The sequence below is a fragment of the Halogeometricum sp. S3BR5-2 genome, from assembly GCF_031624635.1.
GTDB classification, from domain to species: domain Archaea; phylum Halobacteriota; class Halobacteria; order Halobacteriales; family Haloferacaceae; genus Halogeometricum; species Halogeometricum luteum.
Genome location: NZ_JAMQOQ010000002.1, coordinates 832,997 through 845,389 on the forward strand (window position 1 = coordinate 832,997; position 12,393 = coordinate 845,389).

The 12,393-nt window shown below is 68.9% G+C and carries 12 protein-coding genes, 1 tRNA gene and 2 pseudogenes; 7 read left to right on the top strand and 8 right to left on the bottom strand.

All coding sequences use genetic code 11. From position 1 onward, the window contains the following. Positions 1–31: 31 nt before the first annotated feature. The 4 genes and pseudogenes from NDI79_RS10845 (at position 32) to NDI79_RS10855 (ending at position 4,606) form a co-directional block, all read left to right on the top strand. Positions 32–1,216, top strand: a complete 1,185-nt coding sequence (locus NDI79_RS10845; RefSeq protein ID WP_310928480.1) for a DUF502 domain-containing protein — start codon at positions 32–34, stop codon at positions 1,214–1,216. Continuing rightward, positions 1,213–1,626: an archease gene (locus NDI79_RS10850; protein ID WP_310928481.1), complete on the top strand. Its 414-nt coding sequence runs from the start codon at positions 1,213–1,215 to the stop codon at positions 1,624–1,626. Before NDI79_RS10845 ends, NDI79_RS10850 begins: the two co-directional genes overlap by 4 nt. Before the next feature lie 85 nt (positions 1,627–1,711). Further along, positions 1,712–2,029: pseudogene (locus tag NDI79_RS23535) on the top strand (RtcB family protein); the annotation flags it as partial. Continuing rightward, the gene (locus NDI79_RS10855) at positions 2,009–4,606 is read left to right on the top strand and encodes an RtcB family protein (RefSeq protein WP_343218171.1); all 2,598 of its coding nucleotides are present in this window, start codon (positions 2,009–2,011) and stop codon (positions 4,604–4,606) included. The pseudogene NDI79_RS23535 and the gene NDI79_RS10855, both read left to right, overlap by 21 nt. A 27-nt stretch (positions 4,607–4,633) precedes the next feature. On the opposite strand, the gene NDI79_RS10860 is transcribed toward NDI79_RS10855, so the two are convergent. The 3 genes from NDI79_RS10860 to NDI79_RS10870 all read right to left on the bottom strand — a co-directional run bounded on the left by NDI79_RS10860 (position 4,634) and on the right by NDI79_RS10870 (position 6,112). Beyond that, on the bottom strand, positions 4,634–4,996 hold the full coding sequence (locus NDI79_RS10860) for a hypothetical protein (protein WP_310928482.1): 363 nt from the start codon (positions 4,994–4,996) through the stop codon (positions 4,634–4,636). 58 nt (positions 4,997–5,054) lie between these two features. Continuing rightward, a complete protein-coding gene (locus NDI79_RS10865) occupies positions 5,055–5,462 on the bottom strand; it encodes a DUF7969 family protein (RefSeq protein ID WP_310928483.1) in 408 nt (135 codons plus the stop codon). Positions 5,463–5,545: 83 nt separating this feature from the next. After that, a complete protein-coding gene (locus NDI79_RS10870) occupies positions 5,546–6,112 on the bottom strand; it encodes an HAD family hydrolase (protein WP_310928484.1) in 567 nt (188 codons plus the stop codon). Between the two features lie 229 nt (positions 6,113–6,341). On the opposite strand from NDI79_RS10870, the pseudogene cysE reads away from it, so the two are divergent. Next, positions 6,342–6,902 (top strand): annotated as a pseudogene (cysE, locus tag NDI79_RS10875) (serine O-acetyltransferase); the annotation flags it as partial. 241 nt (positions 6,903–7,143) lie between these two features. Here cysE and NDI79_RS10880 read toward each other — a convergent pair. Next, positions 7,144–8,289 (bottom strand): acyl-CoA dehydrogenase family protein, encoded by a 1,146-nt coding sequence (locus tag NDI79_RS10880; RefSeq protein ID WP_310928486.1) that lies wholly within the window; start codon positions 8,287–8,289, stop codon positions 7,144–7,146. 303 nt (positions 8,290–8,592) lie between these two features. Here NDI79_RS10880 and NDI79_RS10885 point away from each other — a divergent pair, with 303 nt between their 5' ends. Next, complete coding sequence (locus tag NDI79_RS10885; protein ID WP_310928487.1) at positions 8,593–8,955, top strand: avidin-fold protein; 363 nt, start codon at positions 8,593–8,595, stop codon at positions 8,953–8,955. Between the two features lie 48 nt (positions 8,956–9,003). Here NDI79_RS10885 and NDI79_RS10890 read toward each other — a convergent pair whose 3' ends face one another. The 3 genes from NDI79_RS10890 to NDI79_RS10900 form a co-directional block, all read right to left on the bottom strand. Next, complete coding sequence (locus tag NDI79_RS10890) at positions 9,004–10,212, bottom strand: alanyl-tRNA editing protein (protein WP_310928488.1); 1,209 nt, start codon at positions 10,210–10,212, stop codon at positions 9,004–9,006. Between the two features lie 68 nt (positions 10,213–10,280). Continuing rightward, positions 10,281–10,799, bottom strand: a complete 519-nt coding sequence (locus NDI79_RS10895) for a multiprotein-bridging factor 1 family protein (protein ID WP_310928489.1) — start codon at positions 10,797–10,799, stop codon at positions 10,281–10,283. 201 nt (positions 10,800–11,000) lie between these two features. After that, positions 11,001–11,085 (bottom strand) — tRNA-Leu (locus tag NDI79_RS10900). Between the two features lie 133 nt (positions 11,086–11,218). Here NDI79_RS10900 and NDI79_RS10905 point away from each other — a divergent pair. Then, on the top strand, positions 11,219–11,779 hold the full coding sequence (locus NDI79_RS10905; protein ID WP_310928490.1) for a DUF420 domain-containing protein: 561 nt from the start codon (positions 11,219–11,221) through the stop codon (positions 11,777–11,779). A gap of 68 nt (positions 11,780–11,847) precedes the next feature. On the opposite strand, the gene NDI79_RS10910 is transcribed toward NDI79_RS10905, so the two are convergent. Further along, positions 11,848–12,351 (bottom strand): YciE/YciF ferroxidase family protein, encoded by a 504-nt coding sequence (locus NDI79_RS10910; RefSeq protein ID WP_310928491.1) that lies wholly within the window; start codon positions 12,349–12,351, stop codon positions 11,848–11,850. Positions 12,352–12,393 lie beyond the last annotated feature (42 nt).

Sequence of the window (12,393 nt, forward strand, 5' to 3'; positions counted from 1 at the left end):
ACGGCTACCGCGAACGCGGCCTCGTACACCGATGTCCGAGACCGAAGGCGGCGTCTCGCGGGTGAAGCGCGTCCGCGGGTCGCTGCGGGCCCTGTTCAGGGAGGCGCTCATCAGCGGCATCGCCGTCATCGTCCCCCTCGTCGTCACCGCCGTCGTCGTCCTCTTCCTGTTCAACGCCATCTACCGCTACCTGAACCTCCTCTCGGACGTCGTCGTGGAGACGCCCGCCGTCACGGTCATCCCGGGCGTGCTGAACGTCTCCCGCGAGACGATGGTCGAACTGCTCGCGCCCGCTCTCCTGTTCGTCTTCGTCCTGTTCGTCGGCCTCGTCGTCAACAGTTCGCGGTACGGCGAACGGGCGGTCGGCCACTTCGACTACGTGATGACGCAGATTCCCGGCGTCGGGTCGGTCTACGACAGTTTTCGGCGCATGAGCGACGTGATGCTCGACAGCGACGCCCAGAACTTCCGCGAGGTGAAACTGGTCGAGTTCCCCCACGAGGGCGCGTACACGCTGGGGTTCGTCACCACCGACACGCCGGACGTGCTCAGCACGCCCGTCGGCCACCCCGACATGAAGACGCTGTTCCTCCCGTTGGCGCCGAACCCCGTGATGGGCGGCCACCTCGTCCACCTCCCCGCGGACCGCGTCATCGACGTGGACATGACCGTCGAGGAGGGCATCCGAACCGTCGTGACCAGCGGCGTCGCCGTCTCCGACTCGGGCGCCGGGTCGGACGCCGGCCTCTCGGAGTCCCAACTCCGCGATATCGCGGGCGCCGCCGCCGCCGACGGGCGGGCGCGTTCGACGCCCGAAGGCGACTACGGCCACCGGCGCGACCCCGTCGACACCGACAGGACGACGGCGTACGACCGGCAAGTCGACCCCGAGCACACCGACACCCCGAACCACCTCGCGGCGCGGGAGGGGGCCGACGCGGGTGCGGGGGCCGGCGAACCGCACGGCCCGCGCGACCCCCCGGAGGCGCGCTCCCGGCCGCCGGAAGAGCGGGAGTCCACCGCGGGGACGCCCGCGGAGATGGCGGGTCGGTCCGCCGACGAGGCCGAGGGGACGGACCGCACCCCGGCCGGCGTGACCGCCGACGACGCCCGCGAGCGAGCGAGCAACGACGCCCGCGACCGCTCGACCGACGACGCTCGCCCGCCCGCCGACCGAAAGCGGGACGGGGACGGCGACGAGGAACCCACGGCATGAGCTTCGAACTCCGCGACCACACCGCCGACGTGGCCGTCGCCGCGTCCGCACCGTCGCTGTCGGACCTGTTCGCCGCCGTCGCCGACGGCCTCGCCGCCGCCGGGTGCGAGGAGATTCCGGATGCCGGCGGGGAGCGCTTTCCGATAGAAGTGCGCGCCGAGGGCGTCGAGGCCCTCCTGTTCGACTACCTCGACCAACTGGTGTACGAACGCGACGTGCGCGCGGTCCTCCCCGTCGACAACGAGGCCGAAGTGAGAAGCGAGGGCGAGGAGTGGACGCTCTCGGGGTCCGCGCGCGGCGTCCACCTCGCGGACGTGGACGCCCGAGAGGTGAAGGCCGTGACGTACTCGGAGATGCGCGTCGCGGAGACGGACGACGGCTGGGAGGCGTACGTCGTCTTCGACGTGTAGCGCCGGTGGTTATCGAACCCGTCGCCCGTGACCCGCGCGACCCGCGGACGGAATCCTATTCACCCGCCCCGTCGAACTCACATCCATGACCGACGACGACGTGAAGGAGTTCGGCGACATTCGCCTCGAACGCGTCCGCGAGCACGTCTGGGAGATGCCGCGCGAAGGGGAGATGCGGGTCCCCGCGCGCGTCCTCGCCAGCGAGCAACTGCTCGAACAGATCCGACAGGACAAGACGCTCGAACAACTGCGGAACGCGACGCACCTGCCGGGGATGACGAAGTACGCCATCTGCATGCCCGACGGACATCAGGGGTACGGCTTCCCCGTCGGCGGCGTCGGCGCGACCGACACGGAGAACGGCTGTATCTCGCCCGGATCGGTGGGCTACGACATCAACTGCCTTTCGGGCGACTCGGAGGTGCTCTTGGAGTTCGGTCGCCGCCGTCCGATCCGGGAGTTGTGGCGGGACTTCGAGGAGCAACGAGCCGTCGTCGCCGCCGACGAGGACGCTCGCTCTCGGATTCGGCTGTTCACCGAGGAGGGAGACAAGACCGTCTACGAGGTGCGGACGAACGCGGGCGACGAGATAGAGGCGACGGCCGACCATCCGTTCTCGACGCCCGAGGGGATGCGGACGCTCGACTCACTCGAAGTCGGGGAGACGGTACGCACTCGCCCGTTCGTCGGACTGCCGGACGAGGACCCGCCGGAGTTCGTCGTTCTCGACGAGGACGACTTCGCGGGCGAGGACCCGCAACTCGTTCGCGGGCTGAAAGACCGCGGTCTGTTGCCCCTGAAGTCGACCGACGACGCGTTCAATCGCCTCCTGAAGCTGGTCGGGTTCCATACGGGCGACGGGTCGTTCAGCGGCAATCAGTCCTGGTTCTACGGGTCTCCCGAGGACCTCGAATCGATTCGAGCGGACATCGAAGCGGTCGGCTACACCGCCTCGAGAATCTACGAACGGGACCGCGAACACGAGATAGACGGGAATCGGTTCGAGCGAACCGAGTACAGCACTCGCGGGTCAGCGAAGGGATTCAAACAGTTGCTCGTCCGCCTCGGTGCGCCCGACGGGCGAAAGACGGAATCGGCGTTCACCGTCCCCGACTATCTCGACAGGCTCGCAGACTGGCAGAAGGCGCTCTACTTTTCGGCGTTCTTCGGCGCGGAGATGAGCGCGCCGGCCGCGATGGCGGCGAAGAACCTGTACTGCCCGTCGGTCTCTCACAATCGGGTCGCCGACCTCGAAGAGCACGGCGAAGCGTTCGTGCGGGGGTTGATGCGTCACCTGAACGAACTCGGCGTCCGGACGAACGCGCTGGAGGAGGTCGAGCGAACCGAGACGACGGCCGGCGAGACCGTTCGGTTCCGGTTCGGCGTTCAGAACGACTCCGAGAACCTCGTTCGGTTCTTCAGCCGCATCGGGTACCGATACAATCGACAGAAGGCGAAACGCGCGGCGCTGGCGACGGCGTACCTCCGACGGAAAGAACGCGTCATCGAAGAGCGAGCGCGAATCGCAGAGGAAGCCCGCGCGTTGGCCGACGGCGGCGTCGCACCGAAAGAGATCAAAGCGCGGTTCGACGTGAACGAGCGATTCGTCGAACGGAGTCTGTACGGCGGGCGTGAGGGGCGTCCGCGACCCCCAGCTGACTTCCCCGACTACGAAGCGTTCTGTTCGCAGCGAACCGTTCGAGACGACCTGACGGTCGAAGCCGAAATCGAGACCATCCGGGAGAAGGGTCGGAAAACGGTGTACGATATCGGCGTCACACACGACGCTCACAACTTCGTCGCCAACGGATTCGTCGTCTCCAACTGCGGCGTGAGAATGATGAAGACGAACCTCACGTACGCCGAGTTGGAGGGGAAGGAGGAGGAACTCGTCGACTCGTTGTTCGCCAACGTCCCCTCGGGTCTCGGCGGCGGCGGCATCGTGCAGGGCGACGTGGACGCCGTCGAGGGCGTCCTCGACCGCGGCGTGGACTGGGCGTTGGAGCACGGCCACGCCGTCGAGGACGACTTGGCCCACTGCGAGGACGAGGGCCGACGACCGGACGCCGACTCCGACGCCGTCTCGCAGAAGGCCAAGGACAGGGGGAAGAACCAACTCGGCAGCCTCGGGTCGGGCAACCACTTCCTCGAAGTCCAGCGCGTGACCGACGTCTTCCGGGAGGACGTGGCGGGCGAGTTCGGTCTGGAGGAAGACCAGATAGTCGTGCTCATCCACTGCGGGTCGCGGGGACTGGGCCACCAGGTGTGCTCGGACTACCTGCGGAAGATAGAGAAGGAGCACGGGGACCTCTTGGAATCGCTCCCGGACAAGGAACTGGCCGCCGCGCCGGCCGGGTCCCGACTCGCGGAGGAGTACTACGGCGCGATGTGCGCCGCCATCAACTTCGCGTGGGTGAACCGCCAACTCATCATGCACCGGACGCGGCGGGTGTTCGAGCGGGTGTTCGGCCGCGACTGGGAGGCGATGGAGATGGACCTGCTGTACGACGTGGCGCACAACATCGCCAAGAAGGAGGTGCACGACGTGGGGGGCGAGGAGCGCGAACTGTACGTCCACCGGAAGGGGGCGACGCGCGCGTTCCCGGCCGGGCGACCGGAACTCCCCTCGGCGTACCGCGACGTGGGCCAACCCGTCATCATCCCGGGGAGCATGGGCGCCGGGAGCTACGTCCTGCGCGGCGGCGAGCGCTCCTTGGAGCAGACGTTCGGGTCGACGGCGCACGGCGCGGGCCGGACGATGAGTCGGACGCAGGCCAAACAGGAGTACTGGGGCGAGACGGTGCGGGACGAACTCCGCGACCAGCAGAAGATATACGTCAAGGCGCAGTCGGGCGCCACCGTCGCGGAGGAGGCGCCGGGCGTCTACAAGGACGTGGACGAGGTGGTGCGCGTCTCGGACGAACTCGGAATCGGGGACAAGGTGGCCCGGACGTTCCCGGTGTGCAACATCAAGGGCTGAATCGGGGTTCGACCCCGAATCCGCGACTCACGCGCGAGTCGGGTTCGCCGGCGCGTCGGCGCGGTCCTCGCGGCGCTTGTAGAAGTAGTACGCGAGGGCCGCGAGACCGACGAACAGGGCGGCGACGCCCTCCTGCGGGACGCCGCCCGCGAGGAGCGTCGTCGTCACGTCGGCGAGACCGAGGGCCGCGAGCAGGAGGCCGCCGCCGAGTACCCACGCGCGGTTGTCGTTTCTGAGCTGCTGGTACTCGCCGGCCTCGATGAGCGCCATCTCCTTTTCGTGTTCGAGGCGGGTGAGGTAGAAGGCGAGGCCGAGAGCGCCGAGGGCGAAGACGGCGAACGGAACGAAGAACGCGGCGTCGCCGACGATGGACTGGATGATGAGAGTCATATCGCACTCTCAGACGCGCGCCGAGGAGATATACCCCGCGTGAGCGGTGCTGACTCCCCTACGGTCCGTTCGGTCCCTTCGGTCCGCTCGGCCCCCGCGGTCCCGACCGCGGTCCGCTCCCGATGTCGACGTACTCGGACTCGGGGACGGGGTCGACCTCTTGGCCGTCCTCGAAGCGGACGAACGAGAGGTAGAAGGGGCTCCCGCAGGGCGACTCCAGCGCCGGGTTCTCCACGTCGTCGGCCCCGCTCACCTCGCCCGTCCAGCGCAGGCCGTCGGCGTCGCTCTCGCCGCAGACGAGGCGGACGCCGTCGGCGTCCCCGTCCTCGAACGACTCGCCGGGGTCGGCGTACTCCCACCCCGTCAGCGGGTACGGCGTGACGGACTTATCGGAGAGGTAGCCGTCGCGTTCGAGTTCGACGACGGCCCCGCAGTGCGGGCAGTAATACCTGACCGGATAACTCATCGCCGGAGGTTGGCGCGTCAGCGACTTAACGCCCTCGTCGGCGCGGCGGGGCGCGAGGAAGTTCGACGCTCGGCGGCCGAAACTCAGACCTCGGACGGCCCGCCGTCGACGTAGCGGAAGGCGACGTTCGCCCGTTCGGCGGTCACCTCGTCGCGCCGCGAGTCGCCGACGAACACGGCGTCCGCGGGGTCGGCGTCTATCCGTCGGAGCGTCTCCAAGAGCGGTTCGGGGTCGGGCTTCCGCGTCGCCACGGTGTCGCGGCCGACGACGGCGTCGACGCCCGCCGTCAGGTCGTGCGCGTCGAGGGCGAGGCGACAGGCGTCCTCGCAGTTGAGCGAGCAGACGCCCTCCCGGTCGAACGCGCCGACTCGGTCGGCCGACGCGAGGCGCGCCGAGCGCCGCGCCCCGTCGCGTTCGTGGTCGGCGACGACCGCCTCGACGTCGTCCCGCATCCCGTGTTCGTCCGCGAGGTCGAGCATCGCCCACAGGTCCATCCCGCCGGCGTCGACGCCCGCCGCCCGGAAGGTCTCTTCCGCCTCCGCGGCGACGGCGTCCCAGTTCACGGCGAGGTGGACGAGCGTTCCGTCGAGGTCCCAGACGACCGCGTCGTACTCCGCCGAGAGTCCGAGCGGTCCCGTTTCGTTCGACATGCCCGAACTGTCGGCCCCCGCGCGAAAGACCGCTTCGGTCGGACTTTTCAGTGTGGGTCCCCCACGTAGGGTATGACCGAACTCGCCGGTCAACACGAACGGACCGCGTCCGACCGCCTCGACGCTCAGCGGCCGCGTTGCCGCCGATGCGGACGCCGTCCGGCGAGTTCCGACCCCCGGACCCGACCGCCGAACCGAACGGCGCCGACCGACCGACGAGCGGGGAATCATGGCTCGGCGTAGCGGACGCGAACGCGGACTGTTCGGCCGCCTCCGCGACGCCGTCGCCCGCGTCCGCGAGGACGTGGCGGCGATTCAGGAACGCGACCCCGCCGCGGGCGGGACGCTCGACGTACTCCTCTTCTACCCCGGCATGACGGCGGTGTGGACCCACCGGGTCGCACACGCCCTCTGGAAGCGGGACCGCCGATTCGCCGCGCGCCTGCTGTCGCACTCGGCCCGCCTCCTCACGGCCGTCGAGATACACCCCGGCGCGGAACTCGGCCGCCGCGTCACCATCGACCACGGCGCGGGCGTCGTCGTCGGCGAGACGGCCGACGTCGGCGACGACGTACACTTCTATCACGGCGTGACGCTCGGCGCGAACCAACCGCACGCCGGGAAGCGACATCCGACCGTCGAAGACGACGTCGTTCTCGGCGCGGGCGCGACGCTCGTCGGCGCCATCACCGTCGGGGAAGGCGCCTCTATCGGCGCCAGCGCCGTCGTCAGCAAGGACGTGCCGCCGGGCGCGACGATGGTCGGTAACCCCGCGCGGCGCGTCGACGAGGCGGACGAAGCCGAGGAAGCGGACCCCGAGGAGACGGACGGACCGCTGGAGAACGGCGAGTGCGCCGACGAGGCGGTGAGCGAGGGACACGCGGACGGAAGTGGGAAGGGAGACGACGGCGGGAGCGAGACCGAGTGCGGCGACGACTCCGAGGCGGACGCGGAGACGGCCCACTCCCGACAGCCCTGCTGAGTAGCCTAAGTAGCGTCGTCCGCGACCCGTCCGCGTCTCCCGGGAGCGGTCAGTCGAGGACGCCGCGCGCGATGATGTCCTTCTGTATCTCGCTGGTCCCCTCGTAGATGGTCGTTATCTTCGAATCGCGGTACATCCGCTCGACGTCGAAGTCGGTCGTGTAGCCGTAGCCGCCGTGAACCTGGACGGCCTCGTTCGTCACGTCGACGGCCGCCTCGCTGGCGAAGTACTTCGCCATCGCGGCCGCGGTGCGCGGGTCCTCCCCCGCGTCGTCCTGCCGGGCCGCCTCGCGGACCATCAGGCGCGCGGCCTGTATCTGCGTCGCCATCTCGGAGAACTTGTGGCGGACGGCCTGGATGTCCGAGATGGGGCCGCCGAACTGCTCTCGGTCGCCCGCGTACGCCTTCGCCTCGTCGAACGCCGACTGCGCGAGGCCGACGGCCTGCGCGGCGATGCCGACGCGCCCGCCGGTGAGGATGTGAAATGCGGCTGAGAGCCCCTTTCCCTCCTCGGTGAGTCGGTTCTCGGCGGGGATGCGCACGTCGTCGAAGACGAGCGCCGTCGTGTCTGAGGCGCGGAGGCCGAGTTTGTGCTCCTTCTTGCCCACCTCGATACCGGCGTCCTTCGGGACGAGGAACTGCGTGACCGACCCGGGGTCCTCGCGGTCCGTCTTGGCGAAGAGGATGCACACCTCTCCCCGTTCGCCGTTCGTGATCCACTGCTTCTTCCCGTCGATGACGTACTCGTCGCCCTCGCGGCGCGCGACGGTGGACATCTCCGCGGGGTTCGACCCGGCGTCGGGTTCCGACAGCGCGAACATCCCCACGGGGCGGCCGTCGACCATCTCCGGCAACCACGTCTCCTTCTGCTCGTCGCTTCCGAACTCCGCGATACACGAGGTGGCGAGACAGTGGACGGACAGCGCCGTCGCCACCGCGAGTTGGCCGTAGGCCACCTGCTCGTTCACGAGGGCGTACGTCGCCCGGTCGGCGTCGAAGCCGCCGTACTCCTCGGGGACGGTCAGGCCCGTCAGGTCGAGGTCGGCGAGGCCGTCCCACACCTCCTCGGGGAACTCCTCCGTCTCGTCGGCCTCCCGCGCCGTCGGGCGAATCTCCTCGACGGCGAACTCCCGGACCACGTCCCGAATCGCTCGCTGCTCGTCGGTGAGGGCCGAATCCGCGCCTGCGAGTGTCATGGCTCTCGTTTCGGTCTATGATGGAAAAAGGTGAGCGAATCGTCGCGGGGGAGATGCGACTTCGTCCGCCGAAGAGCCTTAGACGGTTGACAGCATATCGATGGCCGTGTTCACCTACGCCCTCCTCTGGACCGCGACACACGCCGCGGAACTCTGGTGTCTGCTCTGCTCGCTCTCGGTGTGAGAAGGTCGACTCCGTCCGTCGACGGCGTCACCGCGAGACGGAGGCCCGCGACCGCTGCCCATGTGACTGGCCGACACACCTGCGGCAGCGTTAGGTGCGCGCGCGACACTCATCGGCCCATGACGGAGATTTCGCTGGATGGCCGGACGCTCGCGGGCGTCGCCAACGGGGAGGACGGCGAGGTGAGCGCGGAGACGAGGTTCCGATTCGAACAGGACGGCGAGCGCATCTCCGCGACGTACGCGGGGGGAGACGTGGCTGACGGCTATCTGGTCGGCACGCTCGACGGCGGGGAGTGGGACGTTCGGTACGTACAGATGAACGCCGACGGCGAGACGGCCACCGGGCACTCGGTGGGAACGGTCACGCTCCTCGACGACGGACGCGTCCGCGTCGAAGACGTCTGGGAGTGGGAGTCGAGGGACGGCGCTGGCGAGTCGGTGTTAGAGGAGGTAGACGGCGCCCAACGGTCTCGCCGGTAGTCGCCGGTAGCCGGTCCGCCGCTGAACGGCGACGCGGCGCGAGCGAACTCAGACGTCTCGCAGGAACGCCGTCACGTCCACCGGGTCGGCGTCGAGGCCGCCGCCCTGCGCGAACGGCGGGCCGCCGCCTCCGCCGCCGCCGAACTCGTCGGTCGCTCCCTCGACGACGTCGCCGGCGTGGACGCCGCTCTCCCCGTCGGCGGTGACGACGACGTACGGTCGTTCGCCCGCGCCGACGACGGCCACCACGTCGGCGCCGCCCGCCTCGCCGACGGCCGACTTCGCCGCCTCGCCCGCGCGGTTGGCGTCGAAGCCGTCGAGGACGCCGACGCGCCACGTCGCCCCCTCCTTCGTGACCGTCTCGAACTCCGCGATTCGGTTCTCCAGCAGTTCGGATTCGAGTTCGCGGACCTCTCGCTCTAACCGCTCGTTGTCCGCCCGGAGCGACGCCGCCGCTTCGCCGACGTCCGCGACGCCGGTTTCGAGTTCGCGGGCGGCGTCGAGGGCCGCGCGGTGGACCGCCGCGCGCCGGTCGATGCCCGCCGCGCCGACGGCGAACTCCACGCGGGTGAGTCCCTCGCCGGGGTTCGAGCGTCCGAGGACGGTGACGGGGCCTATCTCCGCGGTGTTCGAGACGTGCGTCCCGCCGCAGGCGGCCACGTCCCAGCCGTCGACGGTGACGAGACGAACCGTGTCGGCGTCGTCCATCACGCCCTCCTCGGTCTTGGTGTTAAACGCCACCTCCGCCCGGTCGAGGGCCTCCTCGGTCGGAACCTCCTCCCACGAGACGCCGCGGGACTCCCAGACGGTGCGGTTGACGAGGCGTTCGAGTTCGACCAGCACCTCGTCGTCGATGTCGGTGGAGGTGACGAAGTCGACGCGCACCTTCTCGGGCGAGATGTCGAACCCGCCGTAGCCGAGGTCCGAGAGCACCTCCCGACCGGCACCGTAAAGAACGTGACTAGCCGTGTGTGCGCGCATGCAGTACGTCCGGAACTCGTCGTCGACGACGCCGGTCACCCGGTCCCCCGGCGAGAAGTCGGGGTCGGATTCGAGCGTGTGAACCACAGACTCCGTCCCCGCGTCCGTCTGCACGTCTTCGACCGGGACGCCGTCGAGCGTCCCCCTGTCGGCGGGTTGGCCGCCGCTCTCGGCGTAGAAGTACGTCCGGTCGAGCGTCACCGCGCGGCCGTCGACGCCCGTCACCTCGGCTTCGAACTCGCGAATCGTCGGCTCCGCGGGAGCACGCGTCAGCATGCTTCACCCGTGCGCCGCCGGCCGACAAAAGTGGTGTCGTCGCGTCAATCGAGGGCCGGAGGGGTCGCCTACTCGTCGACGAGTGTCACGCCCAGTCGCTCTTCGAGGGCGCGGACGAGCGACCCGCCGACGTCCGCGCGGGTGGCCCGCCCCTGTTCGACGGCGTCGACGTCGGACTCCTCGGCGTCGAGTTCCGCCGCGAGTTCCTCGACGGTCAGACCCGCCTCCTGGCGGGCGTTCGCCACCACGTCGCCGTAGTCGGAGACGAGGTAGGGGAGTCGGTCCTTCTCGTAGTTCGTCCCCTGCTCCCAGTGCTTGGAGTCGCCCTTCGCCTGGTCGTACATCTTCGCCTGCCGCTGGGCGGCGCGTTTCTTCCGGTTCGGCTCCCCGTCCGAGGAGGACGAACCGCCGGACGACGACCCGCCGCCCTCGTGCCGGGAGTCGTCGTGCGGCGCGCAGTCCGGGCAGACCAAGAGGTCGGCGCCGGCGACGTTGGCGCGGCGGAGTTTCGGCGTCGAACGACCGCAGAGTTCGCAGCTATCGCCGTCGTTCCCGCCTCCCCCGCCTCCGGTGGAGTACTTCGGCATACACCCACGTACCCGCTCTATCCTTTTAAAATGGTGGACGGTGGACGGAGTGTCGGCGGCGTGTGCAGACGCGAGTGAGACGTCCGGTTACGGAACGGAGAACTCTCTCCGGAAGTAGTGTCGGAAGGATTGTGCGTGGGTGATGTCCCGGAAGGGAATCACCTGCATCGATGTGAAGGTTCGTTGGAACCTCCCGTGCGATGCGTGGGACCGGATTTGAACCGGCGGACTCCTACGAGACAGCGCCCTCAACGCTGCGCCGTTGGCCTGGCTTGGCTACCCACGCTCGCTGTGTCGTGTTGCACTCCATCGTTGTTCGGGGTAATTTAAATGAGTTTCCTTTCGCCGCCCACGTGTCGGGCGTTCGCAGGCGCCACGCGGTCGGTACGGTTTTGGCCGCCGAGGCTCCCCCTTCGGACATGGAACTCCGCGCTCGAAACCACGTCCCCGCGGTGACGGCGGCGCTGAGCGCCGTCTCGCTGGCGCTCGTCTTCGGCACCGTGCTCGGCTACGTCCCGGAGTCGTCGCTCCCCCGCGCCTCCGAACGCACGCTGGCCGCCATCCCGCACCTGAACGCGGTGCTCAGCACGACGGCCATCGGAACCATCCTCCTCGGCGTGCGCGCGATACGCCGCGGCGACGTGAGCCGGCACCGGACGCTGATGCTCACCACGCTGGCGCTGTTCGTCGCCTTCCTCGTCTGCTATCTCTACCGTATCGCGCTCGTGGGAACGGCCGAGTTCCCCGGCCCCGCGGCGGTGTACCGCTTCGTCTACCTCCCGACGCTGGCTATCCACATCCTCCTGGCCATCGCCTGTATCCCGCTGGTCTACTACGCCGTCCTCGTCGCCGTGACCCGACCGGTCGCGGAGATATACGACAGCGCGCACAGGCGGGTCGGCCGCGTCGCGGCGTCGCTGTGGCTCGTCTCCTTCTTCCTCGGCGACGTGGTGTACCTCCTGCTGTACCACGTCTACTGACTGCTGGTCCGGCGGTTCGGGGGACGACGTCGATTAAGAAACGAATCGCGGGGCGGGCGTTCGAGCGTCTACAGCAGGTTCCGGATGGCCTTCTTGATGCTCGAACCCTTCTGTATCTTCTCGAGCGACCGCAGCGTGTCCTTCTCCTCGTCGAGGTTCGCTTCGAGCGGCCCCTTCACGTCGCCCTCGAACTCGAGTTCGTTGGCGAGCGTGATGAGCGACTGGTACGCCGTTATCTCCACGCGCTCGGTCTTGATGCCCGCCGTGAGGTTGAACGGCGTCTTGAGGTCGTCCGACCCCACCTCCCGCTCGAACTCCTCGCGGTCGCGCAGCAGACCGTCGAGGACGCCGCTCTCGGCCTCCTCCGGCGTCTCGCCGAGTTCTCGGAACACCCGTTCGAGGCGTTCCACCTGCTGCCGCGTCTCGTCGCGGTGAGACGAGAAGCCCTTCGCGAGTTTCTCGTCCGGCGTCTCGGCGGCGAGTTCGTCCAGCACGTCGACGAGTCGGTTCTCCACGTAGTACATCTGCTTGAGTTCGTGCACGAACAGGTCGCGTGACGTTTCGAGGACCATCGTAGTACGGACGTGTCGCGCGACGCGGATAAGCAGCACCGG

Excerpts from the sequence above, each read along its gene's own strand:
- NDI79_RS10845 (WP_310928480.1), top strand. The coding sequence starts at position 32 with ATGTCCGAGACCGAAGGCGGCGTCTCGCGGGTGAAGCGCGTCCGCGGG.
- NDI79_RS10850 (WP_310928481.1), top strand. The coding sequence starts at position 1,213 with ATGAGCTTCGAACTCCGCGACCACACCGCCGACGTGGCCGTCGCCGCG.
- NDI79_RS10860 (WP_310928482.1), bottom strand. The coding sequence starts at position 4,996 with ATGACTCTCATCATCCAGTCCATCGTCGGCGACGCCGCGTTCTTCGTT.
- NDI79_RS10865 (WP_310928483.1), bottom strand. The coding sequence starts at position 5,462 with ATGAGTTATCCGGTCAGGTATTACTGCCCGCACTGCGGGGCCGTCGTC.
- NDI79_RS10870 (WP_310928484.1), bottom strand. The coding sequence starts at position 6,112 with ATGTCGAACGAAACGGGACCGCTCGGACTCTCGGCGGAGTACGACGCG.
- NDI79_RS10880 (WP_310928486.1), bottom strand. The coding sequence starts at position 8,289 with ATGACACTCGCAGGCGCGGATTCGGCCCTCACCGACGAGCAGCGAGCG.
- NDI79_RS10885 (WP_310928487.1), top strand. The coding sequence starts at position 8,593 with ATGACGGAGATTTCGCTGGATGGCCGGACGCTCGCGGGCGTCGCCAAC.
- NDI79_RS10890 (WP_310928488.1), bottom strand. The coding sequence starts at position 10,212 with ATGCTGACGCGTGCTCCCGCGGAGCCGACGATTCGCGAGTTCGAAGCC.
- NDI79_RS10895 (WP_310928489.1), bottom strand. The coding sequence starts at position 10,799 with ATGCCGAAGTACTCCACCGGAGGCGGGGGAGGCGGGAACGACGGCGAT.
- NDI79_RS10905 (WP_310928490.1), top strand. The coding sequence starts at position 11,219 with ATGGAACTCCGCGCTCGAAACCACGTCCCCGCGGTGACGGCGGCGCTG.
- NDI79_RS10910 (WP_310928491.1), bottom strand. The coding sequence starts at position 12,351 with ATGGTCCTCGAAACGTCACGCGACCTGTTCGTGCACGAACTCAAGCAG.